28 protein-coding genes and 1 tRNA gene are annotated in these 25,967 nt (G+C 44.3%); 11 read left to right on the forward strand and 18 right to left on the reverse strand.

Going from position 1 to position 25,967, the window contains the following annotated elements; all coding sequences use genetic code 11:
- Nucleotides 1-15: 15 nt before the first annotated feature.
- Both ACYTXU_RS09805 and ACYTXU_RS09810 read left to right on the forward strand, forming a co-directional pair.
- On the forward strand, nt 16-486 hold the full coding sequence (locus ACYTXU_RS09805; RefSeq protein ID WP_462206539.1) for a DUF4124 domain-containing protein: 471 nt from the start codon (nt 16-18) through the stop codon (nt 484-486).
- Between the two features lie 42 nt (nt 487-528).
- Nucleotides 529-1,758, forward strand: a complete 1,230-nt coding sequence (locus ACYTXU_RS09810; protein ID WP_462206540.1) for a multifunctional CCA addition/repair protein — start codon at nt 529-531, stop codon at nt 1,756-1,758.
- Between the two features lie 246 nt (nt 1,759-2,004).
- Here ACYTXU_RS09810 and ACYTXU_RS09815 read toward each other — a convergent pair whose 3' ends face one another.
- From ACYTXU_RS09815 to folB, 6 genes are all read right to left on the reverse strand, one after another.
- Nucleotides 2,005-2,829: an undecaprenyl-diphosphate phosphatase gene (locus ACYTXU_RS09815; RefSeq protein ID WP_462206541.1), complete on the reverse strand. Its 825-nt coding sequence runs from the start codon at nt 2,827-2,829 to the stop codon at nt 2,005-2,007.
- Between the two features lie 447 nt (nt 2,830-3,276).
- Entirely contained in the window at nt 3,277-3,540 is a 264-nt protein-coding gene (locus ACYTXU_RS09820; RefSeq protein ID WP_462206543.1) for a hypothetical protein, read from the reverse strand.
- Entirely contained in the window at nt 3,537-4,751 is a 1,215-nt protein-coding gene (locus ACYTXU_RS09825) for a class I SAM-dependent methyltransferase (RefSeq protein WP_462206544.1), read from the reverse strand. The genes ACYTXU_RS09820 and ACYTXU_RS09825 overlap by 4 nt, the downstream gene beginning before the upstream one ends.
- A 37-nt stretch (nt 4,752-4,788) precedes the next feature.
- A complete protein-coding gene (locus ACYTXU_RS09830; protein ID WP_462206545.1) occupies nt 4,789-5,505 on the reverse strand; it encodes an SDR family oxidoreductase in 717 nt (238 codons plus the stop codon).
- Between the two features lie 6 nt (nt 5,506-5,511).
- On the reverse strand, nt 5,512-6,015 hold the full coding sequence (gene folK / locus ACYTXU_RS09835; RefSeq protein ID WP_462206546.1) for a 2-amino-4-hydroxy-6-hydroxymethyldihydropteridine diphosphokinase: 504 nt from the start codon (nt 6,013-6,015) through the stop codon (nt 5,512-5,514).
- 3 nt (nt 6,016-6,018) lie between these two features.
- Nucleotides 6,019-6,372, reverse strand: coding sequence for a dihydroneopterin aldolase (gene folB / locus ACYTXU_RS09840; RefSeq protein WP_462206548.1), 354 nt, complete (start codon nt 6,370-6,372; stop codon nt 6,019-6,021).
- Between the two features lie 238 nt (nt 6,373-6,610).
- Here folB and plsY point away from each other — a divergent pair, with 238 nt between their 5' ends.
- From plsY to ACYTXU_RS09860, 4 genes are all read left to right on the forward strand, one after another.
- Complete coding sequence (gene plsY, locus ACYTXU_RS09845) at nt 6,611-7,201, forward strand: glycerol-3-phosphate 1-O-acyltransferase PlsY (RefSeq protein WP_462206550.1); 591 nt, start codon at nt 6,611-6,613, stop codon at nt 7,199-7,201.
- Nucleotides 7,202-7,740: 539 nt separating this feature from the next.
- On the forward strand, nt 7,741-8,919 hold the full coding sequence (locus ACYTXU_RS09850) for a multidrug effflux MFS transporter (protein ID WP_462206551.1): 1,179 nt from the start codon (nt 7,741-7,743) through the stop codon (nt 8,917-8,919).
- Nucleotides 8,920-9,232: 313 nt separating this feature from the next.
- A complete protein-coding gene (locus tag ACYTXU_RS09855) occupies nt 9,233-10,510 on the forward strand; it encodes a S41 family peptidase (RefSeq protein WP_462206553.1) in 1,278 nt (425 codons plus the stop codon).
- Between the two features lie 233 nt (nt 10,511-10,743).
- Complete coding sequence (locus ACYTXU_RS09860) at nt 10,744-11,040, forward strand: hypothetical protein (RefSeq protein ID WP_462206554.1); 297 nt, start codon at nt 10,744-10,746, stop codon at nt 11,038-11,040.
- A 117-nt stretch (nt 11,041-11,157) separates the two neighbouring features.
- Here ACYTXU_RS09860 and ACYTXU_RS09865 read toward each other — a convergent pair whose 3' ends face one another.
- The 3 genes from ACYTXU_RS09865 to tsaD form a co-directional block, all read right to left on the reverse strand.
- The gene (locus ACYTXU_RS09865; RefSeq protein ID WP_462206555.1) at nt 11,158-11,382 is read right to left on the reverse strand and encodes a hypothetical protein; all 225 of its coding nucleotides are present in this window, start codon (nt 11,380-11,382) and stop codon (nt 11,158-11,160) included.
- A 94-nt stretch (nt 11,383-11,476) separates the two neighbouring features.
- Complete coding sequence (locus ACYTXU_RS09870; RefSeq protein WP_462206556.1) at nt 11,477-11,701, reverse strand: hypothetical protein; 225 nt, start codon at nt 11,699-11,701, stop codon at nt 11,477-11,479.
- A 117-nt stretch (nt 11,702-11,818) separates the two neighbouring features.
- The gene (gene tsaD / locus ACYTXU_RS09875; protein WP_462206557.1) at nt 11,819-12,841 is read right to left on the reverse strand and encodes a tRNA (adenosine(37)-N6)-threonylcarbamoyltransferase complex transferase subunit TsaD; all 1,023 of its coding nucleotides are present in this window, start codon (nt 12,839-12,841) and stop codon (nt 11,819-11,821) included.
- Between the two features lie 306 nt (nt 12,842-13,147).
- Between tsaD and rpsU the strand changes: the two genes are divergently transcribed.
- The 5 genes from rpsU (at nt 13,148) to ACYTXU_RS09900 (ending at nt 18,343) form a co-directional block, all read left to right on the forward strand.
- Nucleotides 13,148-13,363 carry a 30S ribosomal protein S21 gene (gene rpsU / locus ACYTXU_RS09880; protein ID WP_015781188.1) on the forward strand — a complete coding sequence of 72 codons (216 nt, stop codon included), beginning with the start codon at nt 13,148-13,150 and terminating at the stop codon, nt 13,361-13,363.
- Nucleotides 13,364-13,436: 73 nt separating this feature from the next.
- Nucleotides 13,437-13,883, forward strand: coding sequence for a GatB/YqeY domain-containing protein (locus ACYTXU_RS09885; RefSeq protein ID WP_462206559.1), 447 nt, complete (start codon nt 13,437-13,439; stop codon nt 13,881-13,883).
- A 503-nt stretch (nt 13,884-14,386) separates the two neighbouring features.
- Nucleotides 14,387-16,165, forward strand: coding sequence for a DNA primase (gene dnaG / locus ACYTXU_RS09890; protein WP_462206560.1), 1,779 nt, complete (start codon nt 14,387-14,389; stop codon nt 16,163-16,165).
- 112 nt (nt 16,166-16,277) lie between these two features.
- The gene (rpoD, locus tag ACYTXU_RS09895; RefSeq protein ID WP_462206562.1) at nt 16,278-18,128 is read left to right on the forward strand and encodes an RNA polymerase sigma factor RpoD; all 1,851 of its coding nucleotides are present in this window, start codon (nt 16,278-16,280) and stop codon (nt 18,126-18,128) included.
- 138 nt (nt 18,129-18,266) lie between these two features.
- Nucleotides 18,267-18,343, forward strand: a tRNA-Ile gene (locus tag ACYTXU_RS09900).
- An 87-nt stretch (nt 18,344-18,430) separates the two neighbouring features.
- On the opposite strand, the gene ACYTXU_RS09905 is transcribed toward ACYTXU_RS09900, so the two are convergent.
- The 9 genes from ACYTXU_RS09905 to ACYTXU_RS09945 form a co-directional block, all read right to left on the reverse strand.
- Nucleotides 18,431-18,967, reverse strand: coding sequence for a hypothetical protein (locus ACYTXU_RS09905; RefSeq protein WP_462206563.1), 537 nt, complete (start codon nt 18,965-18,967; stop codon nt 18,431-18,433).
- Between the two features lie 54 nt (nt 18,968-19,021).
- Nucleotides 19,022-19,369 (reverse strand): low molecular weight protein tyrosine phosphatase family protein, encoded by a 348-nt coding sequence (locus tag ACYTXU_RS09910; protein ID WP_462206564.1) that lies wholly within the window; start codon nt 19,367-19,369, stop codon nt 19,022-19,024.
- Between the two features lie 72 nt (nt 19,370-19,441).
- Nucleotides 19,442-19,882, reverse strand: coding sequence for a hypothetical protein (locus ACYTXU_RS09915; RefSeq protein ID WP_462206565.1), 441 nt, complete (start codon nt 19,880-19,882; stop codon nt 19,442-19,444).
- 100 nt (nt 19,883-19,982) lie between these two features.
- The gene (locus ACYTXU_RS09920) at nt 19,983-20,237 is read right to left on the reverse strand and encodes a hypothetical protein (RefSeq protein WP_462206566.1); all 255 of its coding nucleotides are present in this window, start codon (nt 20,235-20,237) and stop codon (nt 19,983-19,985) included.
- A gap of 123 nt (nt 20,238-20,360) precedes the next feature.
- Nucleotides 20,361-20,591, reverse strand: coding sequence for a ChaB family protein (locus tag ACYTXU_RS09925; protein WP_462206568.1), 231 nt, complete (start codon nt 20,589-20,591; stop codon nt 20,361-20,363).
- A 119-nt stretch (nt 20,592-20,710) separates the two neighbouring features.
- Nucleotides 20,711-22,303, reverse strand: a complete 1,593-nt coding sequence (locus tag ACYTXU_RS09930; RefSeq protein ID WP_462206570.1) for a protein-glutamine glutaminase family protein — start codon at nt 22,301-22,303, stop codon at nt 20,711-20,713.
- 766 nt (nt 22,304-23,069) lie between these two features.
- Complete coding sequence (locus tag ACYTXU_RS09935) at nt 23,070-23,378, reverse strand: hypothetical protein (protein WP_462206571.1); 309 nt, start codon at nt 23,376-23,378, stop codon at nt 23,070-23,072.
- Nucleotides 23,379-23,583: 205 nt separating this feature from the next.
- On the reverse strand, nt 23,584-24,534 hold the full coding sequence (locus tag ACYTXU_RS09940; RefSeq protein ID WP_462206572.1) for a polysaccharide deacetylase family protein: 951 nt from the start codon (nt 24,532-24,534) through the stop codon (nt 23,584-23,586).
- Complete coding sequence (locus ACYTXU_RS09945; protein ID WP_462206573.1) at nt 24,524-25,903, reverse strand: amidohydrolase family protein; 1,380 nt, start codon at nt 25,901-25,903, stop codon at nt 24,524-24,526. Before ACYTXU_RS09945 ends, ACYTXU_RS09940 begins: the two co-directional genes overlap by 11 nt.
- Between the last annotated feature and the right edge of the window lie 64 nt (nt 25,904-25,967).

The raw sequence follows: 25,967 nt of genomic DNA on the forward strand, positions 1-25,967 counted from the left end.
GGATAGTCACAGAATATGCACGGGTTTTTACTTACTTTTACGCTCGTCCTGATGCTCTTCATTACTGCGGGCAGCCAGGCCTTCGAAGGCAAAATATACAAGTGGACTGACAAAGATGGAAAAATCCACTTTTCGGATAAACCACCCAAAGATCAGTCTATTAACGTTGAAGAACAAAAAATTGATTCCAGTAAGCTGACCATCACCAGTATGCCTCGCTCACAGAAGCAAACGCCGCTTTCGGCGTCAGAATGTCAATCGGCTATCGACAACCTGAAGCACACGGAACCGCTCTATCGGGGCGAACTGGTGGAAAAATTAGCCGCAAAGCAGATTACTGATGAGCAATTTGCAGAGAGTCTAAAAAAACTGGATGATTTGAGAAGTATCACTAACCCCGAAGCCTGTAGAAAAGCTGAACCTGAAGACCGAGCTTTGCTAAACTGTGTAGCACAAAATAAAGATGCCAGAAGCTGTATAAAATAGTGGTCTAGGGCAACTGGATAACACAACTCACATAAGGTAAGTATGCAAATCTATTTGGTTGGCGGCGCAGTTAGAGACAAACTCTTAGGGCTTGATGTTGTGGATAACGACCATGTAGTGGTTGGCGCAACGCCGGAGCAAATGACAGCCAAGGGCTTTAAGGAAGTAGGCAAAGACTTCCCTGTATTTCTCCACCCTAAAACGGGCGAGGAATACGCTCTTGCCAGGACCGAACGCAAATCAGGCAAAGGATACAAAGGATTCCGCGTCGATTTCTCACCTGAGATCACTTTAGAGCAAGACTTAATTCGCCGCGATCTGACCATCAATGCCATGGCGCAGGATGAACAAGGCAATCTTATTGACCCCTACGATGGGCAAAAAGATTTGCACAACAAAATCTTACGCCATGTCTCCCCCGCTTTCGCCGAAGACCCTTTGCGTGTTCTGCGCGTGGCACGTTTTGCCGCTCGCTTTGCTCATTTAGGCTTTATCATCGCCGATGAAACCTTTGCTTTAATGCAGCAGCTCTCGTTTGGTGATGAGCTAAAGCATTTAACGCCCGAGCGTGTCTGGACAGAAACGGAAAAAGCATTAGCGACCGAATCGCCACAAGTTTATTTTGATGTGCTTCATCAGTGCGGGGCTTTAGCGGTCTTGATGCCTGAAATGGATTGCCTGTGGGGGATTCCGAACCCAGAAAAGTGGCACCCCGAAATTGATACTGGCATTCACACCCTAATGGTTATTGAGCAAGCCACTAAAAAGACGTCTGATTTGCGTGTTCGTTTTGCTGCAGCTGTTCATGATCTGGGTAAAGGCGCCACACCACGTGACCAACTGCCACAACACCGCGGTCATGAAGAGTCAGGCATCCCAATTATCAAAAAACTCTGCAAGCGTCTGAAAATCCCTAAAGTCTACGAACAGTTGGCCACGCAGGTTTCTCGCTATCATTTGCACAGCCACAAAATGTTTGAGCTGCGCCCCAGTACTGTTTTAAAAATGCTGAAAGGCTTGAGTGCTTATCGCAATCCTGACTTTTTAGAAGCCTTTATTCTAACCTGTGAAGCGGATTTTAACGGACGACTGGGTAATGAAGATAAAGCTTACCCGCAAGGTGACCTGCTAAGACAATGCTTCAAGGTCTCTGAAACGGTTGATGTTCAGTCATTAATCGAAAAAGGATACGAAGGAGCCAAGCTCGGCGAAGCCATCGATCGAGCTCGGTTAAAAGCTATAAAAGAGCTCAAAGAGCGTGTTACTCTTTGAGATTCGTTTTTGCAGCAGTTTGTTTGGTTTTTATACAAGGCATCACGTGTGAAGGTGTAGTCATTCTCCATCCACGCGTGATAACGCAGTAGAAGAGCCAAACAAACGCTGCCCTTCGGGTTCAATCAAAAGCGTCCTGCTCTTTGTTGCTCGTCATTAGCTTAGAGTGACTAGGCTACATAACGAGCGTCGCGATCAGAACACTTTTGTCTTGAACAAAAATTGAATATCAAAGAGTAACACGCTCTACCCCATAAATACGATAGCGAATAAAACCACACCTAAAATCAGGCGATACCAGACGAATGGCATAAAACCAATTTTTTCCAGCCACTTCAGAAACAGGTGAATACAGGCAAAGGCACTCAGTGCTGAAACCACAATGCCTAAAATTAAAAAGTCCCAATCAAACTTAGCGCCTTCTTGCGCCAGTTGAACACCTTTTAAGCCACCCGGTAATACAATGGCAGGGATCGACAATAGGAAAGAATAGCGGGCCGCAGCAGTGCGAGAAAATCCTAATAAGGCCGCAGCAGTCATAGTGATACCTGAACGCGATGTGCCCGGAATCAAAGCCAATGCTTGAGCACCACCGATGGTAAAAATATCGCGCCAGCGCAGCTGATACTCATCCTTAAACTGCTCAGGCGATTTGCCCTTGTATTGACGCTCGGCATACCACAACAACAAACCAAAAATAATAGTGGTAATCGCAATCACATAAGTCTCACGCAAATACAAATCGACAATATCAAAAGCTTCAAGGAATAAACCAAACAAACCCACCGGAATAGTGCCAAAAATAACCGCCCAGGCCAGACGCGAATTCGCCGTCGGCTTACCACCCAACACCGCCTTAAACCAGGCACTAATCATCTCAGCCACTTCCTTACGGAAATAAACCAGCACCGCAGTCAGCGTACCAACATGCACCGCCACATCAAACGCCAACCCCTGATCCTGCCACTGCAAAACCTTCGAAGTCAGAATCAAATGCGCCGAGCTCGAGATCGGAAGAAACTCAGTTAAGCCCTGAATTAATGCTAGAAATAATGCTTGAAGCCAGTCCATATAAATATTCTCAATTTTCTAGGTCCCCACTTTTGTGGGAATGACAATAATAAACAATTTTCTGCTTGCTTGATGATTAACACAACCGTCCATAATTACTGATTATTTCAGACTTGCCCCAATTACCCCCTTATGTTGAGCTGAGACCAGAACTAGCTATAGCAATTCAAAACAGGACGTTTTGAATAGTAAAATTCGGGCCAGGGATGGAACGTATTTTACGGTGCGTTAAGTAGCTAGAGCTGGTCGAAGGTAGTCATTCTATGAATGACCTTAATATCGGGGTGGCCTTCTCTTTGATTACTTTCTCTTGGCCACGCAAGAGAAAGTAATTCGCCGAGGGGCGAAAACCAAACTCAGATAAAACACAAAAGTTAATCTTTTTATCAAAATTTATATCAATATCAATCTAACAAACCATAACAACAAAATAACCAGCAATAGTAATTACTTAGTTAAGCCAACATAAAACCCATACAACATCACCTGAATAAAAATCAAAAACCAAAACCAGGCGCCGAAGCCGACGGCTTTGGTGGCGAAGGTATCGAGTTTTTTACTTTTCCAAACCAAGATAGCGGAAAGGGTGGCGGAGATTATTACGGCCAGTCCCACCAGCCAGTACCAGTTATCAAAGCTAGTCGCGGCAAATGCCAATTGGGGCAACAGCAGTAGGGCCAAAACAAAGAGTACTTTGGTGATGATATTCATAGTCGGTGTAATTTATTGCTCAACGCAAAACCTTGTAATTGGATGGGGCAATTCTTTGAAGCGATGAGCACTTTGCAGTTCTCGCCCATCTCATCAGGCATCAGTAATTTCTTAAGTTGATGGCTGATTTTAACCTGCGTCATTGTATCAGATCCGAGCGTTTCCGCTAGCTTTGCCGCCCGCTCTTCGATGCCGCTGGACATTAGAAACAGAGCCTGCTCGCAGTAGCCAACGATCTCGGCCCCTAGCTTATGTGCGGCGTAGGCAATCTGGCTAAAGTTGACCGATGCTGTTATATCCTGCAAGCCAGGTAATAATAATGGAGCATTATGTTTATGCTGACGATAGTAACACTGCAAAGTGCCCTCGCTTCTTTGCGGTGCATAATATTCGTCTGCGCTGTAGCCATAATCGATCAGAATAATGGCACCTTGGGTTAAACACTCAACCAGTCCAGCTAGCCAGAACTCAGTCTGCACATGCTGCTCTGTAGTATAGCCATGTGGCCATTGCTTAACATAAGGATTGGTTTCCAGCATTGGCGCTGTATCTTGCCAACTTAATCTGAAGCCAGAGTCATCCAGTTTAACCTGTGCTTTTTGCAGACTAGTCTTTTGCTTGCGTACCAGATCAACCGGTAATGCATCCGCCACCTCGTTAGCAAAAATAGCACCAGCAAACTCTTCAGGTAATTGGTCAAGCCATTCAAAACGGTTGGCCAGATGCGGGATCTTCTGCTCGATGGTTTGTCGTTGTCGCTGTTTTAAATCAGCTGAAACTTCCAGAATATAATATCGCTCAGGCAAGCTGTCCTGCGCTTCAAGTTCTTTCACTAACTCAACCGCGAAAGCTCCTGTACCTGCACCTAGTTCCAGTACATTGGCTGTACTTTGCTCAAATATTGCAATAAAACTCTTAGCCAGCGTTTGCGCAAATAATGGCGAGAGTTCAGGAGCCGTTACGAAATCACCGCCCTCACCCAGCTTATGACTACCCGCACTGTAATAACCTAAACCCGGTTCATACAAGGCATGATGCATAAATTGACTGAACGGAATTGCCCCTGCTTTTTCAATTTCTCCGGCAATAGTCTGACTTAATTTGTAACTGACTTTTCCCTGCATACCACTGACCCAGGGAACTTTAAGCCCCTTACATTGCTGGGTTAGCCAGTCAAAATAGGTTGGATAATCCTTTAAAAATTGAGTCATATATCTCTTATAAATAATGGGTTCTAAATGTTGTTAATTATAAAAACTCACCACCATCAACCGGAATGATTGTGCCGGTGATAAATGACTGCTTAATTAGAAATGCTATCGCATCAGCGATTGCTTGAGGGTTGCCGGTTCTCTTGAGCGGTATCTGTTCCGCCATTCGTGCAAAATGATCCGCATCAGCTCCCGGCGGAGGCAAAATAGCCCCCAATGCCAGCCCATTGACCTGAATTGCTGGTGCGAAGTCGCGAGCCAACGACTCGGTCAAATGCCATAGTCCTGCCTTCGACAAACGATAAACAATGTGGTCACCGGCAGGATGGTTAATACGAGCATCTAAAATATTGATGATGTGAGCTTGCTGAGGTTTGCTTGCGGCAAAAGCCTGACTGAGCAACAAAGGCGCGCGCAAATTTAAATTCATCACTTCATCCCAATGAGCCAGGATATCAGCCATAGTGTCCTGTTCTGGGAAAATCGCTGCACTATTGATCAAAACTGCCAACTCGCCTAGTTCCGCCGCTTGTCTAATAATATCTTCACAACGATCTGGATGAGCAAGGTCTGCCTGAATCAATGTAACTGGCGCGCCTAACGCCTTAATCTCACTGGCAGTTTGCTGCGCTTGCTCCATCGAATGATGATAGTGCAGTGCAATAGCAAAACCCTGTTTTGCTAACTCAAGTGCAATGGCTCGCCCTACTCGAATGGCGCCGCCGGTTACGATTGCAACTTGTTGCTGACTCATGAATATTTACCTTTGTTCCCGTTGCCAATCAAAATTAATGGGCCACAGCTTTTGCTGATCTCTATTATCAAAAGCTTGCCATAAATCCTGGTAGCTTTGCAGTACGATGGGATGTTTGCGATTCGGTTCAATTTCAGCCAGAGGTTGCAACACAAATGCATGATACAAGATCTCCCCACGCGGCAAACGTATTGGCTGCTCGCAGATAATATCGTCATACAGTAATAAGTCGATATCCAGAGCACGATCGCTAAACTTTTCACCATTTATAAGTCGTCCCGCTTCTTTCTCAATAGCCTTAAAGACCTGCTCGACCTGGGCAATGGTCATCTGAGTTTCAGCTCTAGCAACCAGATTCAAAAAATTATCCCCTTTGAAACCCACTGCTTCACTTTCATAGACTGTCGACAGCTTTAAATGGCTAAACATCTCATCAAGGCGCTGCACACCAAAACGAATCTGCCTCGCTGCATCCTGATTACTGCCGATACTGATAAAAATGTTCGCCATAAATTACTTACTGCCGCGCTCTATAATCACGCCGACATTTTTCGAGCCACGCACAGCGCCAGGCTTACTGAGTTTCAATTTAAGCCAAGGTACATTGAATTCATCACGCACAATCTGAGCTATGCGTTCAGCCAGAGTTTCCACCAACTGGAATTCTGACTCTTCAACAAATGCAATAATGCGCTTAGCCACCGACTTGTAGTCAAGACACTTATCGATGGTATCTTCCTGTGCCGCAGGCTGAATATCGTGCGCCATTTCCAGATCAATGCTGATGGTTTGACGAATTTGTCGCTCCCAGTCATAAATCCCAATGACAGTATCTACTTTTAAGTCTTCAATAAAAACGATGTCCACAGGCGTCTCTTGTTATGCTTTTAAAGTTTGATGTGGGCCATAGGATAGCAAAGAAACAGGCATTTGATTACACAAATCAAAGACTTTCCCATGACCTGATTAAAAAATAACAGTATCCTATAACAAATCCGCTGGCGTTCTGGTTTTCAATCTAACGTTTGTTAATAAGATGGAGTTTATTTAAATTCATGTCTGCTGTTGTTATTTTAAAAAGCTGCGCAAAGGATAAGGATTAACCATGGAATGGCAGCTTGCCGGGCTTTGGGTGCTGGCCTATCTGTCGGGGTCGATTTCGAGTGCGATTATTGTGTGTCGCATTATGGGCTTGCCTGATCCGCGTAAGTTTGGCTCCTATAACCCTGGCGCGACCAATGTTCTGCGCCTGGGAGGTAAAAAGGCAGCTATATTCACCCTGCTTGGTGACATGCTCAAAGCCATTATCCCGATCCTGATTGGTTACGCCCTCGAATTACACACCCGAAACCTTGGCTGGGTTGGCTTCATGGCCTTTATTGGTCATCTCTATCCGATATATTTCCGCTTTCGTGGGGGTAAGGGTATGGCCACCTATTTTGGCGCTCTCGTTGCCCTGTCGCCATTACTGTTGGCTTACTGCATCACCACCTGGCTGATCACTGCATTCTTTACTCGCTATGCATCGCTTGCATCCATACTATCCAGTTTTGCTGTTGCCGCCTTCGGCTTTTATCTGGATCATAGGTACTTCTTCCCGCTGTTTGCCATGTTCCTGTTCATGACTGCAAGACACCACCGCAATATTCGTAACTTATGGAATGGCACAGAACGTAAAATCACTGATAAGAAATAATACAAATAAGCAATTTGAGATGAAACTAAAAACAGATATTTATTCAGGCCAAAAGATATATCGAAAGGGCGATGAATTACCATGGGTGAAGGTATATGGTTCATTTATAATTTATGTATTAGTTATTGCACCAGTTATCTTCAATGAGACTTATGTCCAAAGAGATATAAACTTAGGCTATTTCCTGCTTCTAGGGGGCTTCTTGCCCCTAATTTACTTACTGTTCTACCGTTCAGTTTTCGGTATAGAAGAAGTTCGCTGGATATTCATAAACAGTATTCTTGGTATTTTTGGTACATTCGCAGAACTAAATTGGCTACTAAAATATCTTTACGAGAAGCAAATTTCTGACTTCCCTTTTTACTATCATATAGTTCCTATAATTCACTATATCTTATTAACTTATGTTTTAAGGCAGGCAGTCATTGACACTTTTCGCGCAAGGGACAATGAAAAAAGACGTATCTATGTCAATATTCTTTATGTCATATTTAGCATCTTAATATACTTTTCACTCTATTTTATTAACTAGCTGCTTTATGAACCAAACACGTATATATCATTTGCTTCCTCTGCTGGCTTCAATGGTGGCGATTACGCCGTTGGCAATTGATATGTATTTGCCGGCAATGCCGATCATCGCTAAAGAGTTAGGTACCACATCGAGTGCGATTCAAGTTTCTCTCAGCTTATATCTGGCCGGTTACGCCCTGGGCATGATGATGTTCGGCCCCATCGCCGATCGGATTGGTCGTCGCAAGGTTGCTTTGGTCGGTTTATCAGGCTTTATCATCACTAGCTTATTACTGGCTTTTACCGAATCGGTTAATCAATTTCTGGCTTACCGTTTTATTCAAGCAGCCTTTGGTAGCGGTGCTACGGTCGTTGTACCCGGCATTATTCGCGACCTTTATAAAGAGCACACTGCTAAAGGCCTGTCCTACGTCAGCCTGATTATGATGGTAGCCCCTATGATTGCGCCCGGAATTGGTAGCCTTATTTTGGAGCTGTCAGTTTGGCGTACAATATTCCTGAGCCTTGCCGGTTATGCGGTTCTGATCCTGCTGTTGGTGCTGTGGAAACTGCCACGCGGTTTGCCTTTACGTTCAGATCGTAATTGGCTGCATGAATTTGCCAGCAACTACAAGTTAGTATTTGGCCATCCCGCCTCGAGGCTCAATATCATCAGCTCAATGATGGGTTCCTTCGGCTTTTTCTGCTACATCACCACCATTTCCTTTGTTTATATTGAGTATTTCGGTATTTCTGAGGGTAAATTCAGCATTCTCTTTGGCGCCAATGTGGTCGCTCTGATGATCACCAACATCATCAATAGCCGGGTTGTTGAGCGCGCAGGCTCGGCCAAGATGCTGATGATTGGCACTATCACGGCCAATGTCTTTGCTTTATGCCTGGTTCTGGTCACCATTTTCGATTGGTCGCTTTATTGGACAGTAGTTGCTTTATTCCCTCTGATAGGCTCTTTGGCGCTTATCACGGTCAACTCAGATGGCCTTATCCTCAATCAGTTCCCGCAGCAAACCGGCACTGCAACGGCCGTGATCGGCACCTTACGCTTCGGCAGCGGCGCCCTTGCCGGGCCAGCTTTGGGTCTATTATTCGATGGCACACCACTTAATTTCGCTATTTTAATGTTCACATCGGTTCTGGTTGTGCTGATCGTGCAACTGATAAGACATCGCCTGAAACTCACCTAACTTGTTGTTTTTAAAATAATAGCTCCCAAATTTGTGACCAAATCACTTGCTGGCACAGGTTTTACAATTGATCAGCAAAGTTCACTTGATATTCACATTAAATCGATGCTTATATGGTTAAATGTTAATCAATTGTCTTCTAGGGCAAAAGACTTCAGACCAAAAGTGTCAAACTTTTTTACATATTATGGACAGAATTAGTTGTAAAAAATCCTGACAGGTATATTATAGACATCAGACAGATGTAAAAAATCCTGACAGTTTTAGTGATTGATACAACTTCTTCAATAGGTAACCGACCAGGAGGGTCCAGATGAAGATTTTCAGCAAACAAGCATTATCGCTCCTTTTAGCCCTACCCTTATTAGCGGCTATTACTTCTCATACTGCAGTTGCAGTTAGTCAGGCAGATGCTGAAAAATGGAGCCAGGACATTGATGCTTACTGGAGAGTGCTTGAAGAAAAACACATCGACCTTTACCACCAGTTGACCTATAACGATTTCGAACGTGAAATCAACGCCATCAAGAATCAGCTTCCCTCTTTGACTCATGAACAGATTGTCATTGAGCTCATGCGCCTGACTCGTAAAGTCGGTGATGGCCACACCACTATTCCTCTATGGGATCAGCAATACCAAAAATTTCCGCTGGAACTTAAAGTCATCAATGATGAAGTTCTAGTCACAGGTTCATCTAATGAATACGTTAATTTAATCGGCAATGAATTGGTTGCCATTAATGACACACCAATTGAGCAAGTCTACCAACTGTTTTCAGGGATAGTGCCATTTGCCGAGAACGATTATTCGACCCCTGTCCGCGTCGCTGACTACATGATGACAGCTGAGCTGCTACGCGGCTTCGGCATCATTAACGACCTCAATTCCGTTGAGTTTACGTTTGAAAATATGGGTCAAAGCTTTAAGTATCACTTAGCGGCCAGTAATAAAACCCAAATCACTCAACGCATCAACTTCAAACAGAAGCTCCCCTTCAAGCCTTATGGTGGGGTGGATGATGACCTTTGGTATGGAGCTGCCGACAAAGGCAAAACGGTTTATGTAAACTTCGAGAAATACAGCTCGATGACCAAAATGGATGAAATGTCAGCAGAGCTGCTACGCTTCATCAATTACTACAAAACAGAGAACATCATTATTGATTTGCGCGGCAATGAAGGCGGTGACTTCTTTATCGGGCTTAAGCTGGCGCAGGTGTTAGTACTCGCTAACAGTATTAACTGGAAGTCAGGTGTCTATGTCATGATCGATAATGAAACCTACTCAGCGGCGATGTCGAATGCTTCCCAGTATGCCCAACTATTGAATGCAACCCTGGTTGGCCAACCTACAGGCTCAAAGCCCAATGGCTATCAGGATATGTGGCAGTTTAGTTTGCCCAACTCTGGCTTGATCGTGACCTACTCGAAAAGAATGTATCGCTTTAAAGCCGGTGAAAAAGACGCAATATTCCCTGATGTGGCGATCGAGCTAACCGCTGAAGATTACATGCGCGCAAACGATAAAAGCTTGCAATGGGTGATTCAAGACATCAACAGTCGTAAGACTCATACCGTTGCCCAAAAATAGGAAGAGCTCCTTAACGTAACGAAAAATTCTACCTACCCCTGATGATCTATCATTGAATTTACCGACTCATTTGAGTCGGTTTTTTTGGGGGTTATACAATGACAATAATAAATACATAACAATGAAATAATCTTGCGCTAAAACTAACAGCAAGAAAGAGAGAAATTAACATATAGCAACGGAGAAACGGAATGAAAGCTTCAGGATGGCTTCTGCTCACAGGAATGTTAATAATGCTAGAAACTGCTGGCTGCCAACAGCAGACAGTAGAGCCTCGTATTGATACCAGCAACAAACAAGCTTATATCAAAAGTCTCAATCAAGTTCGCTCTCAAGTTGAAGCGGAGTGCATCGAACAATTTGATCGAGCCATTCGATACGCTCAAAGCCGTTATCAATTACAGCAACAATATAGCTTGCTGCCTGCCAGCAACCCTCTTAACGGGCTCAGTGCAAGAGGAGTTTTAGAGCTGCTACCCGAAAACCAGAAACATAACCCAAGAAGACTGCGCAGCTGGACCACTATTTAGAAAGCCCTAAGCTAATGTCAAAAGGGACTACCTAAAGAAGCAGATATTATTTATAGGATGGGTTAGGCAGCGTTAGCCCAGCCGTAACCCATCATTTCTGAATCTTAAAAGGAGACCTCACGCTTGCTCAGATGGCACAGAACCAGCATCTTTCTCCTTCATAAAGCTCAATATGACTAACGCAATAAGACTCAGCGGAGGAACAAACGCCAGAAAGAAGTGAACAAGGGTCACAGGGATAACGCTTTTAACTCGCGTCTTTGCCAAAAAGTAAGCCAAAGGGGTGGCAATTAAAATCCAAACAAAAATCACATTCATAGCAACTGTTGCATCAATATTCATCTTTCAACTCCATGTTTTAATTCATTCTAAAGAACGATCTTTATAGGATGGGTTAGGCGCTAGCCGTAACCCATCAGCTTATCTTTATTAACCATTAGCCTTGCTCAGATGGCACCGAACCGGCATCTTTCTCCTTCATAAAACTAAATATAACCAGTGCAATAAGGCTTAGTGGCGGAATAAACGCCAGAAAAAAATGAACGATAGTCACAGGGATAACACTTTTAACCCGCGTTCTTGCCAAATAATAGGCCAAAGGGGTGGCAATTAAAATCCACACAAAAATTACATTAGCCGCTATGGTTGCATCAATTTTCATCTTATAACTCCATGTTTTAATTCATTCTAAATAACGATCTTTATAGGATGGGTTAGGCAGCGTTAGCCTAGCCGTAACCCATCAATATCTTAATTCAATCTTCCAACTCTCAATCTTCTAACTCAAGTCAGCAATCGGCCAGCGCGGCTGCGCACGAATCACCGGTTCTTCAAATTCACCCTGCTGCTTGAGAATCGCCTGATAGCGGCAATAACCCGCGTAGGCAATCATGGCGCCATTATCGGTGCAGAACTGCGGTCTTGGGTAATAAGCTTTGCCGCCTTTGCTTGCCAATAAGTCGGAGAGCTTCTGGCGCAATGCTATGTTAGCGCTCACTCCGCCCGAAACCACCAGATATTTATGACCAGTCTGCTCCAGCGCCCGACGACACTTAATATAAATGGTATCCACCACCGCTTCCTGAAAAGCGTAAGCAATATCCGCCAGATCCTGTTCTGACTTATCCGAACTCCGATACAGGTTAGCCACCGCGGTTTTCAGACCACTGAAACTGAAATCCAGCCCGGGTCTGTCAGTCATAGGTCGCGGTAATTTATAAACTCCGGCGCGCCCTTTTTCCGCCAGCTTAGCCAAAGCTGGTCCACCCGGATAACCCAAGCCCATAATCTTGGCAGTTTTATCGAAAGCTTCACCCGCCGCATCATCAATTGATTCACCTAGAATGGTGTACTGGCCTAAACCCTGCACATCCACTAATAAGGTATGGCCACCGGAAACCAGTAGCGCCACAAATGGAAACTCAGGCTGCTCCTCTTCCAGCATCGGCGCCAATAGATGACCTTCCATGTGATGAATGCCAATGGCAGGAACATCCCACGCATACGCCAGGCTGCGACCGATTCCAACGCCGACAAATAATGCACCAATCAGGCCGGGGCCTTTGGTGTAGGCAATGGCATCAATATCAGCAGGCGTGCACCCTGAGTCAGCCATAACCTTTTTAATCAGCGGAATCGTCTTACGCACATGGTCACGTGACGCTAACTCAGGCACCACACCGCCATACTCAGCATGTAACTTCACCTGGCTGAATAGCGCATCCGCAATGATCCCCCGCTCGCTATCATAAATAGCAATGCCGGTTTCATCGCAGGAGGTTTCAATACCCAGTATTTTCATCAAGTTACAACCTTATAATTAGCTGGCTGTCGCGGAATTCCGCGCTCTCAGCAAACGCTTTCTTCAAGCTCTTTCAACAGAACGGGCAATTTTAATCGAGTTTGTTCCATTTAGCGAGTTTGCAACGGATTCCTTTTAAGGCCTGCAATCCGCATTAAATCAATATTTAATGGCTTTCTCTTTGCTTTTTGATCAAAAAATGATTAAAATTTGCGCCCTCTTGGTGATTCTCACGTCTCACCAATGGTAACGTTTTGATTTTATTACTTTTTAATAAACCCACATTTTAAGGTTAGGTGATTTTTAATGCCAAGCGTAAGAGTAAAAGATAACGAGCCTTTTGACGTTGCATTACGTCGCTTCAAGCGCTCATGCGAAAAAGCAGGTATTTTGGCTGAAGTTCGTAAGCGTGAATACTACGAGAAGCCAACATCTGTACGCAAGCGTGAAAAAGCAGCGGCAGTAAAGCGTGCAGCGAAAAAAGTATCTCGCGAAAACGCTCGTCGCATCCGCTTGTATTAATAGTTATTTTAGGCTTTTTCCTGGATTTGCTCCGGGTCAAAGCCTAAATTCTATTAAATAGAAGGATAAACACATGTCTGCTCTAAATGATCGAATTAAAGAAGCCATGAAAGATGCCATGCGTGCCAAAGAAAAGGCCCGCCTGTCAACCATCCGTTTAGTCCTGTCTGCTATTAAGCAAGTTGAAGTCGATACCCGTACTGAGTTAGACGATACCGCTATCCTTGCCATTCTCGATAAAATGGTCAAACAGCGTCGTGAGTCTATCAAGCAGTATGAAGATGCAGGCCGTCAAGAACTGGCCGACATCGAACACGCCGAAATAGAAGTTCTTCAAGAATTCCTTCCAAAGCCATTAACTGATGACGAAATAGCCGAACTTATCGAGCAAGCCATCAGCAGCACTGGCGCAGAATCCATTAAAGACATGGGCAAAGTAATGGGCATCCTAAAGCCACAATTACAAGGCCGTGCCGATATGGGACAAGTCAGCGGAAAAATCAAAAGCCGCTTAGGTTAGTTACACCCCCGCTAATCCTTATAAAACTTCGCCATACCATGGCACCTGTACCTTTTTGACAAATAAGTAAGCCACTTTAAACTGACAACACTTGCAGTTGGCACCCAATTCCCCCGTTAAAAGTTAGCCTCATTGCTCAAAATTATAGAGCTTATAGGATGGGTTACGCTACGCTAACCCATCAAATTGCCTTTATAGCCAGCTATCTTAAATTGTTATGTTTTGGACGCTCCTTTAAGGGACATGAACACCTGTAATTCCTTGCTATGAACATTAACTGATGGGTTACGCTACGCTAACCCATCCTATAAATTAACTCTACGGTTGTAAGGTATGAAGAAGATAGCAGCACCAAGGTCACCTTCCCTGATGGAATTTCCAAATGACCACCCCATACCCATTCAACACCTCAAGCAAAGAACAATTCCAATCCGCGTACTATGTAAAAACAAGTAGCTCTGCTATGATTGCCCAATTAAGCCTTACCTAATTATAAATACTCCATGGGCCTGATCCCGCAACATTTTATACACGAACTTTTGGCTCGGGTTGATATTGTCGACCTGATTGATTCTCGTGTGCCGCTGAAAAAAGCGGGGGCTAATTATAAAGCCTGTTGCCCTTTCCACGGTGAGAAAACACCTTCTTTTACGGTCAGTCAGGATAAGCAGTTCTACCATTGCTTCGGCTGCGGCCTGCATGGCAACGCGATTGGCTTTTTGATGGAGTACGATCGGCTCGAATTCCCTGATGCGGTAGAAGAATTGGCTGCCATGATGGGTATGGAAGTGCCGCGCGAAGAGACGGTGTCCAACAAACCTAAAGTCGACACCTCACTTTACGACCTGATGGAAAAAGTCGCTAACTACTACCAAAAGCAGCTAAAAAGCAATAAAACTGCAATAGATTACCTGAAAAGCCGTGGCTTAAGTGGTGAGATCGCTAAGCAGTTCGCTATTGGCTATGTGCCGGGCGAATGGCGCAATCTGGAAACCGTGTTTCCTAAGCTGCAACAGGACAAGAAACTGCAACAGCAGCTGGTCGATTGCGGCATGCTGATCCGCAAAGACAAGTCGCTGTATGACCGCTTCCGCGATCGCATCATGTTCCCCATCAAAGACAAACGAGGCCGTGTGATTGCATTCGGTGGCCGCGTTATGGGTCAAGGCGAACCCAAGTACCTCAACTCACCCGAAACTCCAATATTCCATAAAAGCAATGAGCTGTATGGCTTATATCAGGCACGTCAGGCCAATCGAAAGCTCAGTCGCTTATTGATTGTCGAAGGCTATATGGATGTTGTCGCCTTAGCTCAATTCGACATCAACTATGCCGTTGCCACACTGGGCACAGCAACCACCAGCAGTCATTTACAGCAGCTATTTCGGGCTGCGCGCGAGCTGGTGCTTTGCTTTGATGGTGATAGAGCTGGCCGTGATGCCGCCCTACGCGCGCTTGAGCATGGCTTATCGCAGATGCGCGAAGGGCGCGAGATCCGCCTGATGTTCCTGCCCGATGGCGAAGATCCGGATTCAATGGTTCGCAAAGTGGGTAAAGAACAGTTTGAACAAATGATCAGTGAAGCCACCCCATTATTTGAGTTTATCCTCGAACACCTGTCTTCTCAGGTCGATTTAGGCTCTGTTTCAGGTCGTGGGCAGCTGGTACACCTGGCTAAGCCCTATCTCGACAAAATCACTGATCCCATCTATCACGAGTTCTTCAGCAGTGCGCTGGCTGAAAAAGCCAATCTTTCGGAAAGCAAGCTGGCCGCCATTATCGAGGCTCCAGCCCAGTCACAACAGGCGCGAAAACCCAAGCCAAACGTGCCACAAAGCCCGAAAGCCAATAAAACACTGCAACTGGCTATCACCCTGCTGTTACAGAAGCCCAGCCTGGCATTAAGCATCAATAATTACGGCTGGTTGCAGACGCTGCCTGATAAAGGCTCAAAACTTTTGCACCAATTACTTGAAATTATTCATAAAACCCCCAAGATCAATACAAGTATGCTGCTTGAGCACTGGCGCGACAATACCAAGCTGTATGATCGGCTGGCCAGCTTAGCCATGAGCGAGCGCGAAGAGCGTATCCAAGGCCATGAGCAGCAGGAGTTACAAGATTGTATTAATCGCCTCTTATTGCACGCCCGCAAGATTCGGGTGGACTATTTGCAACATAAAGCGGCAGAACAAGGTCTAACCAATCAGGAAAAGTCCGAATACCGGCAATTACTATTGCTGGCCAAACAAAGCTCCAACAGTAACAGCGCCAATAAGTAGCGCTTGCTGTAGCAGGGGCAAATTCTGTATAATTCGCGGTTCGCTATGCGCAAGCCGTCGCTTGGTTTTTGACTCGCAAAATGTCTTGCGGGCCCTACAAAGGTTATTCTAGATGTCAGAGAATTCGCAACAGTCACAATTAAAGTTACTTATTGCTCGTGGTAAAGAGCAGGGTTACCTCACTTATGCCGAAGTGAATGACCACTTACCGCCAGATATCGTTGATCCCGAGCAAATCGAAGACATTATTCGCATGATCAATGACATGGGTATCCAGGTTTATGAAACTACACCCGATGCCGATGAGTTATTGATGAATGACGAATCCGTAACCGATGAAGAAGCCGCTGAAGAGGCTGCTGCTGCATTGGCTAACGTAGACAGCGAATTCGGTCGCACCACTGACCCGGTTCGTATGTACATGCGTGAAATGGGTAGCGTTGAGCTACTGACTCGCGAAGGCGAGATTGACATCGCAAAACGCATCGAAGAAGGCATCCGCCAGGTTCTAGGCGCAATCGCCAACTATCCGGACACTATCCGCATTCTGTTAGAAGAGTACGCGCTCTACGAAGAAGAGCAGGTACGCTTAACCGAAATCGTGACCGGCTTTTCTGATGGCGAAGAAGCAGAGTTTGTTCAGGAAGAATCCGAAGCAGCGCAGATCGCAGCCAGTGCCAGCGAAGAACTGGACAGCGATGATGATGCTGATGACGATGATGACGACGAAGATGAAACCGAAGTAGATACTGGCCCAGATCCAGAAGAAGCCGCAGCGCGTTTCGGCGAGTTGAAAAAGCAATACGACAAAACGGTTAAAGCCGTTGAGAAATACGGTCGTTCGCATAAATCAACCATCAAGCAACTAGATGCCATGAAAGAGTTGTTCATGCAACTTCGCCTGGCACCAAGAATGTTTGACTCGCTGGTTACTAACCTGCGTCAGAAAATGGACGGCATCCGTGAGCAAGAACGTTACATCATGATGTTGTCAGTTAACGGCGCTCGTATGCCGCGTAAAACCTTTATCTCAACCTTCTCAGGTTCAGAGACTGATCCAAGCTGGATCGAGCAACACGTCAAAAAGAAAAGCAAATACTCAGAACCTTTGGCCGAACACGCCGAAGAGATTCTAAAAGCACAGCGTAAACTGCAACTGATCGAAGAAAGCTGTAGCTTGAGCGTGCTGGAAATTAAAGAAGCCAACCGCGAAATGTCGATTGGTGAAGCCAAAGCACGCCGCGCCAAGAAAGAAATGGTCGAAGCTAACCTACGTCTGGTTATCTCTATCGCTAAGAAATACACCAACCGTGGTTTGCAGTTCCTCGATCTGATTCAGGAAGGCAACATCGGCTTGATGAAAGCGGTCGACAAATTCGAATACCGCCGTGGTTATAAGTTCTCGACTTACGCCACCTGGTGGATTCGTCAGGCAATAACGCGTTCGATTGCTGACCAGGCACGCACCATCCGTATTCCGGTTCACATGATTGAGACCATCAATAAATTGAACCGTATTTCTCGCCAGATGCTACAGGAAATGGGCCGCGAGCCACAGCCTGAAGAATTGGCAGAGCGTATGGAAATGCCGGAAGACAAAATCCGTAAAGTGCTAAAAATCGCCAAAGAGCCAATCTCAATGGAAACGCCAATTGGTGATGACGAAGATTCGCATTTAGGTGACTTTATCGAAGACACCACCATCGATTCACCAGTCGACGCAGCAACAGGCGAAAGCTTGAAAGAAGTCACTGATGAAATCCTGGCGGGTCTAACGGCACGTGAAGCGAAAGTCTTGCGTATGCGTTTCGGAATCGACATGAATACCGACCACACTCTCGAAGAAGTCGGCAAACAGTTCGACGTCACCCGTGAGCGTATTCGTCAGATCGAAGCCAAGGCATTGCGTAAACTACGCCACCCAAGCCGTTCAGAAAAGCTTAGAACCTATCTTGATGAGTAAGCTAGACGAATAAAACAAAGCATAAATATTGCAAGCGCAGGAGATTTCTCGTAAACTCCTGCGCGTTCTTTTTCAAGAAACACATCCTAAATTTGTAGAACAATTAGGCCCCGCCTGATTAACTACTCTTGGAAAAATGGGCCTTTAGCTCAGTTGGTTAGAGCACCCGACTCATAATCGGTAGGTCCCCAGTTCAAGTCTGGGAAGGCCCACCATTTTTCCTAATCCGTCTTTACTCCCTGCTCGTGTATCCGCCTTTATCTACTCAGGACTACTATAAAGTTTGTGCTTGTCCAGTGCAGCTACTGGTTATGCCCTGACTCTTCAATTTGCCTAAGCTCCGAAATCACCATATGCGAAATGTGAAACAGTTTTGATAATGGATCACGATTTTCACCTAAATCTACTTCTTTTGCAGAATAGCTTGTAACACCACTGCGCCCAATGAAATAGAACTTGACCTCGCCATTTGATGGGTAAGGAAAAGCAGAAGCTAATTTTGTTTGAGGACGAAAGTGATTTGCACCTGAAAGTAGTATTGAGCTCGCTTTCTTTACATTTTCATGCGTCCCCGCACCGATGATACCGCCGCCATTACTGAAATATAGACTTGTTGTGCCGTCGGCTAAAACCAACAAAGTAAAGCTACCGTTTTCAAAGCCTGTTTCCATAAGCAGACCAAAAACTTCATTTGGAAAGTTTTCTGGCGTTAATCCGATTTCTTCGGCCTTTAAATTTAACGCCATTGTTCTCATGCCATCAATTACAGATTGGTTGGCCGAAGCCTCCTGAGCACCAAGTCCAAACAAGGCCAAAATGATAGCGACTATTTTCTTCATGTACGGTACTGCTCCTTATAGGCATAACGCCTCGCTCAGCCGCAGCTTACTTTGTTAAGTGTTTGTCTCACGCTCTAGTATGTCGGAGACCTTACACTCAAGCTCAGACACCAACTCTGAGTCCATATATTTGTACTCATCAGGAATATCTAGCACGAATACTGATTTATGATCCATCATGCGGGTGAACTCGGCCATGAGCCTATTTTGGTGCTTCTTTTCCATGACAAATATGTAGTCAGCCCAGCGGATATCCGCTGAGCTAACTGTTCTCTTAGCATTTGGGCTTGTCCCCGCTGAGCGAGAGTTAAAACCTGAACGTTTTCGCCAGACTGTCTCTCCAGTAGGGCTTCTCCACTGATTTCGACTGCAAATAAAAAGCAGGTTTAAACTATTCTTCATCAAGAATATTATTTCTATTTCTTTTCAGGATTAACAGCCAATCTATCTGTTCCTATTAATTCTCTTACATGCTTAGCAAGGTACTGCATAAGTTGAGTCTATCTCTATTGGCATTTTTTCTTTTATCCATATGGGATTCTGGGTGAATCTACAAGATGGTATATCGACTATTTCATCCTTCAAGTAATTATTCACTAATTCTATACGCACACTCCAACATCGACCTGTCTCACCAAAAGCTTGATCAATAACCTTTACAACTTTGAACTGCAATTCAGGCTCAAATAGCTTTACCTCTTTTACATATCCACGGTCTATATCTCTAGTGGTAGGGTAGAGCGTATAACTGCTACCAATGACGCCATATTTTATTACAGATGTCCACTGAGTTGTTTTATAACATTTCCCTATGATTTCTTTTGCAACAAGCTCATCTGAACGATCATAGTTAAAGATAGCGCAACTGTTAATAGTTATAGCCAATAAAATAATTATCAAAAACCTGTAGTTCAATTATCTACTCCAAAGATTCATAAAAATATAACCAGACAATCCCGTTCATAATTAATGGGGTCAGTGTAATTAATGGGGTCAGTGTACATTAATTTCGCCATCACTTTATTTCTATTCCTGGCTCTATGGCCAATGATGAAAAATGCATATTATCTTTTTGATTTTTATTTTTAACGTAAATTTCGATATCACCTAAGCCAGCTTCACCTTCCCACTTACTTTGAATATGAAAGTGCTGCTCATTGTCATTTCTAATTTCTTGTAATAATGAAATAAAATGATCAATTTCCTCGTTACTTAATCCAAGAGCAAGGCCTTGCCATCCTTCTTCCCATTTTTCTATTTCTGCTATCATAATCTACCTTTCTTAAACCTTATAACATTATATTACCCTGTAAGTGGTGTCAGGAATTAATAGGGTCAGAGCATTATCGGTAAGCTACCGAAACAAGTATCCTCCAGCTCAACCAGTTGTCCCTTACGATTTGTCTCGAACCCACTCCTCGCCTTCCTTGTGATACTCATTTTTTACGGCCGACCAGGCTACCTTGTGAGCGACTTCCTCGCGACTGTCGTCCCCCCTGCGATCCTCGGGGTTCTTGTATTCTTCCCAAGCAGAGTTAAAGGCTTTTTGGTAAATTTCCTGGGCATGCCTGGGCAGATTATTCCGAACACTATCAGGCAGTTCGTCGTTGGATTTGTATGGCATTTTAAAACTCCTTTTTAAATTGTGAGGCCAGAGAACTATTATGAATAAGCATCCAGCTCCAAATCAGTCACACCCAATTAGTCTTACGTGCTTAACTGTTCGTCATTGCCGGCAAGTCATTATGGACTGATTCTGTTACCCTTTTCCAACTTAGCAAGTGCTTTGCGTGCTTCTTCTAGCCTTTCCTCTTTTGAAAAATTCTTTACCACTGTCGGGTGAAATGCGTCACGGTTGGTTATGGATAATGTATTGCTTCCTATATTCATGGCATCTAACGGCACGGGAAATCCGACACTATACACAGTATCTGGGTTACTAATTCCCATCAAGGACAACCATTGAGCGGTTGTTACTGGGCGATCAGCGATTAGTGGATCAATGATCATCTTATCAACGTTTCCGTTGCTACCCTCAACATAGACGACAGGTGCCACATGATAACTCCAGGGAATTTTATTTTTTTTACTTTTTAGGAAACCTGAAGCCCAAGCCTTATCAGCATTGACACCCTCTTTTTCAAACATATCCACCATTAGCTCAGTACGTGCGAATGCACCATCTTGAGATTCTGACCAGGCCATATTTTTCATTGCCTTGGCTTTTTTGAAAAGCGTTTTGGCCTTGTTTGCAGATATAGCCTTAACGGATCCCGGTTCAAATTTGGGCATATCTTTCAAGGCAGCGTGCGTGTAATAGGTATTATCTTTACGGCGAATGCCCGCCGGTAGGAATGCCTTATTTATGTACTGACTGATGATTTCACCATTAACTTTTTCAACCAGGTGAACAAATTGCAGTGCTGAGCGCTCTTCATTGGTCTGAACACCCAGAGAGATGATGTCATCTTTGAACTTTGTTGGGCAGTTAGGAATGATCTCTTTAAGGTAATCGCTGAAGTCTGGATCCTGAAAAGTGAAATATGCGGTGACATTATTCTGTAGATTTTCAGGGACCTTGCGGGCATTAGTAAGGCGAGAATGCTTATACTCTTCGTTATATCGTATAAACGTTGTAAGCAAGCCCCAAACCTTCAAGGCTTCCGGGTCATTTTTAGTGAACTTTGCTTCTCCCTTACTGTTTCGAGTGTAGCTTATAGGCAGAAAGAACTTTTTTTCCCGATCAAATAAAAGATAATGGTTGTCACCACAGGACATAAAAGGACAGGTGCCGGGAGTCAATTCTTCGCACTCTTGATAACCATTTCCCTTCGAGAATAAAAACATAGGTTCCCTTGGACCGGCAACCTCCCCTGCGAATTTTCGAGCATTACCAACAAGCAGCTCTTGTAATGCAGTCAGTTCACTGACTATCTCAGGTTGGTTTTGCTTTGCGGAATCAATATTCTTGCTGAGCCTATTTGCATGGCTGCTAAGTGCCTTCAATATAGTAATGGGAGTTTCGTATTCGGGAACGTCAACATCCTCGTAGACTTCATCACTGAGTAGGTTGTAATAATTTGTTGTGCCATTTTCTGAAACAGACTTAACAGAGAATGGGCGGGCCTCTTTTTCGCCCAGGACAACTCCCATTAACTCACCACTTTCGTCAAGCTGTATGATCGCTTTGTCATCACCTTCTGTACAGTAAGCAATTGGTACATTTTGGGGAACACTGCAGTCATCGAACCGTAATTCATCTGAAAAAATAACAGATGTCGCGTTGGAGTAAAGCGGCAAAGCCAATAGAAGCGCTAAAAGGTATTTAGTTTTCATGTGTAGTCCTGAATAATTATCCATAAAGCCTGTCAGGCTATTTTACTTAGTGTTATTCAGAACATAATAATAACGGCGGCTGTGTTTTGCAAATGACCACCTTCGGAAGGATTTCAAGCTCTGCTTTCTAGTAAGCACTAATTCGTAATTGGCTTGTTCATTTATAAAATGAATCCTTCAACTCTTATAATATAAAAATTATTGGTGTCAGAGTACATTATCGACAAGCTACCGAAAAAAATTTACTTTGGCCACATCAATATTCTCGCTTACTTTGATTGTTACGTCCCTTGTATCCACAGCGTGGACACTCTTCCATTTCATCTAAATACCTTAACCAGCTGCTTGTGCTCTTATTGCTAATTGCATAAAAGAGCCAACTTTTTGAGCAATTAGGACAATTCACTAATAGGCAGGAGATTATACCGATTAAAACTGTAAGCCCAAATATTGAAGTAGCCAGACCGAGATTTGAATCTGTCGCGAATAAATACATCATGTAAATTCCAGACACCACGAAAAACAAAGCAAACAAGTTAAAACGTACTCTTCGGCCTGATGATTTAAACAACTTCATTTGTGCGTACCTAACATTTACCGGACACCGCGGATAACCTTTAATTATCCAACTATTTATTTTAATGTCTGTTATATGGCAAGTTTAAGATAGAACAGACATTAAATGTTGTTTTCTTCTGCCAAGTGGGGGCATAGTGCATTACCAACAATCAACCAACGAGTAATCTACCTTACACTATTTCTCGCATTAATTTACCAGCTCAAATATGACGCCAACGAGAACTGATAACACTGCAAGAAGCAGTGCGGTTCTAGTCAACATAAGGTGCCATTTACCGGCCGCCCCTAGCTGCTCCAACTGAGGTAGATCTGAACCTGGCTGAATGTACTTAGCTTTTAGTGAGGTGATAGGTGGCATTCCCACTGCTAGGGTCTTTGCAGTATCAATGCTTGATTCCGGGTTGCCTCGCTTTCTTACCACTGCTTTTAGCAAATAAGATGCAATAACAGCGATCAGTATAAAAAATAGCGCGGCAATTAGTCCAATTTCGATCATTTGATTGCCTTATCCTTAACTTTGCATTACCGGACACTGCCGATGACCTTTAATTATCCAACTATTTATTTTAATGTCTGTTTTATCGTTAGTTTCAGATAAAACAGACATTAATTTGTTTTTTGCTTCAATCGATAGTAGCAAAGTCGGTATGTTAGGGAAAGCGCATATTTAGGTGTGCGCTCTCCCGTCCATTCAAAGTTAGTTACTGGCATAACTCTTTATATAAAGTCATTACCCCTTCTGGTGGTTCTGGTTGGCCATAGACTGATAGCTTTCTCTTGAGTTGTTTAGCCCAGCGCATTAGCCACGATGGGCCGAAGCGTTTGCTGGGTGCTGTTTCGATTTGATAGGCGGGGGCTTTCATGGCTTGTTCCAGCGTTATAAATTCATAACCGCGTTTTTTTAATAGCGCTATTTGCTGTTCTAAAGTCTCTGCGTTGATTGAGTTGGCGTGTATCAACCAGATTTGTGGGATTTGTCTGTCAAACAGTTCATCGCTCATGGTTTCGAATGCATCAAGGGCATCGTTTAAGTGCAGGAGGTAGTCTTGTTTAATCTGAGCAATATCCTCTTCCGATTCTCTAGATCTATCATAGGCACAGGAAAACAGGTAGTCGGTGTGTTCTATGGTAAATGGCGCGACTTCAAGTCCCTGTTGCTTCAAGAAGTTTTCAAACTCTGTTTTCTCTTCAACACTGTTGCCGGTCTGAGTAAAGGGATGCCTGAAATAGCGATAAGGTTTATTGTATTTTTTTGATAACCATTCGCTGACCACTCGTCCTTTTATAACCGATTCTTTCATGGCGTCTAATGGGGTTTGATTCATTCCAGAGTGATCGAATGTATGATTGCCCAGTTCTATGCCCGCTTCGAGCCATTGCTCCAGAATGGCGATATGGCCATCGACTTCGCCTTCTACCAACAGTTTTTTCTCATTCACAAAGCCAACAGCTTCTATATTATGTTTCTTTAGGCTTGCCAGTAATTTTTCAGTCAAGGCAGTCTTTTCTTCCAGTGACTTGTTGGTACTTGCTGTGAATGGCAGGTCATCAATGGTTACTGCAATTTTTTTGTTCGCTTTGGCCAGACTTTCAGCTGAGTAGAAAGCCATACAATAGACTAATAATAAAATTCCAATTACTTTAATCTTCATTACCTAATCCTCTTTCTAATTCTGCTCCTAACTCTTTTCCTAACTGGCCTTCTAAACCTTTGCGTAAATCTTGTGGCGTGTATGTCACGCCATTCTTTATAATCATTTTAATATCATTAATATTCTGCGGTGCGCTTTCTAAATCGCCCCTTACGATAATCAAATCAGCGCGATAGCCCTCTTTGACATAACCTCGATCTTTAAAGCCTAACAATTTAGCTCCATTGGCACTCATCACCTGAATAGCTTCCTGAATGGTAAAGCCACCCTGGATCAGTAGTTGAAAGTTTCGCTGGTCGGCAAAGCCGGGAATACTGTGTAATCCCGGGTCGGGGCCGATGGTGAGCAAGCCACCTCGCTTGAGGAATAGTAAGTCATGCTCTAGAGTTCTCTCCAACCACTCTGGCTTGAAGTACCAGCTATCATCGGCTTTTTCTCGCCTTTGCAGATAGTTTTCAGCGCGCTCTAAAAGATGCGGAGCAAGATAAGTTTTGTAGGCTGGGTTTATTGGACTCTTCGGCGTTTGCGCTTCAAAGATGGATGGCGTTGAACTGATGGCAACTTTCTCAGCTATCAGCAATTCATGCAATGCCTTTAATGCTTCGCCCTGTATATCCAAGGAGTTGCGGAAACTATTACTTCCATCGCATTCGCCGGCTGATTTGTCTTCAGCGAAATCATAAGCATGGATAAAACCATGCTCAATGGTATCAATACCCAGCTCTGCTGCCTGCTGCATGGTGATGCTGCAAAGGTGGCCGGTGACTTTCGCTCCCCGTTTATGAGCAGATGCGATAATGGCTTTCAGTTGAGATTCTGTGGTGTGGCGGTAGACCTTAAACCAGCTCACGCCTCTGTCGACCCATTGCTCCATCTCTTTATCGATAGCGTCAGCGTCTGTCATGCGCAACATGACTGTATTGCCATCAGGCCCAGTGAAGTATGGCCCCGTTGCTACGATATCTGGGCCAGCAACTTTTCCCTGCTCAATATCTTGCTTAAGTTGCAACTCGCTTAAAGGCTCAGCAGCGCCTGTAGTCTGCATGGTTGTAACACCACCAGCCAGATAGAGTCTCGCACCCGCCTCACCGAGAAAGGTTGCACCGGGCATGTGCAGATGGTTGTGGGTGGCGACAAAGCCAGGGATGAGCGTTGAATTGGTTCCGTCGATCACACGATAAGGTTCTTCTGATTGAATACTGGGAGCGATCTCCTGAATCAGGCCATCGACGATTAGCAGATCAACAGCATCAATTGACTGTTGAGAATCAATGATCTTGATATTCTTAACAAGTAGAGGCGAGGAAGTGTTGGCCAGTGCTGTTGATATACTCAATATCAACAAGATGGTTGTTATAATTTTAGGCATTGCCTGTGCTAATAGTCACGGAGTTTTTGACATAATCTCACCTTCCAGCAGTGACATCAATAAT

It is taken from the genome of Kangiella sp. M94 (genome assembly GCF_054926195.1).